Genomic DNA, 854 nt, shown 5'->3' on the forward strand with positions numbered 1-854 from the left:
TGACCTGATCGCCGTTGTCGGGATGGCCTGCCGTTTCCCCGGTCAGGTCACCAGCCCCGACGACCTGTGGCAACTCCTGGTCGACGACCGCGATGGCATCACCGGCTTCCCCACCGACCGAGGCTGGGACATCACCGGCATCTACGACCCCGAGCCCGGCAAGCAGGGTCGCACCTACACCCGGCAGGGCGGGTTCCTGCACGACGCGGCGTACTTCGACCCCGCTCCGTTCGACATCGGCCCGCGCGAGGCCACCGCCATGGACCCGCAGCAGCGGCTGCTGCTCGAAGCGTCCTGGGAGGCCCTGGAGCGCGCCGGCATCGACCCGTCCGGACTGCGCGGCACCCCGACCGGGGTGTTCGCCGGAGTGATGTACCACGACTGGGGCACTCGGCCGGGCAAGGTGCCGGAGGAGTATGCCGGCTACCTGGGCAACGGCAGCCTGGCCAGTGTGGTGTCCGGGCGAGTCTCGTACGCGTTCGGCCTGGAGGGGCCGGCGGTGTCGGTGGACACGGCGTGTTCGTCGTCGCTGGTGGCGTTGCATCTGGCGGCGCAGGCGCTGCGGAGCGGGGAGTGTGATCTGGCGCTGGCCGGAGGCGTGACGGTGATGTCCACGCCCGACACCTTCACCGACTTCGGCCTCCAGCGGGGCTTGGCCGCTGATGGGCGGTGTAAGTCGTTCGCCGAGGCGGCTGATGGGGTGGGTTGGGGCGAGGGTGTCGGGGTCCTGGTGGTGGAGCGGTTGTCGGACGCTCGTCGTCGTGGGCATCGGGTGCTGGCGGTGTTGCGTGGCAGCGCGGTCAACCAGGACGGCGCCTCCAACGGGTTGACCGCCCCCAACGGTCCCTCCCAGG

General features: G+C 70.8%; 1 protein-coding gene. It reads left to right on the forward strand.

Annotated elements, in window-relative coordinates; genetic code table 11:
• The coding region (locus ACFQSB_RS40195) for a beta-ketoacyl synthase N-terminal-like domain-containing protein (RefSeq protein ID WP_380832613.1) at positions 1-854 on the forward strand (854 nt) is incomplete at both ends.

The sequence above is a fragment of the Sphaerisporangium rhizosphaerae genome (genome assembly GCF_042665155.1).
Classification (GTDB): Bacteria; Actinomycetota; Actinomycetes; order Streptosporangiales; family Streptosporangiaceae; genus Sphaerisporangium; species Sphaerisporangium rhizosphaerae.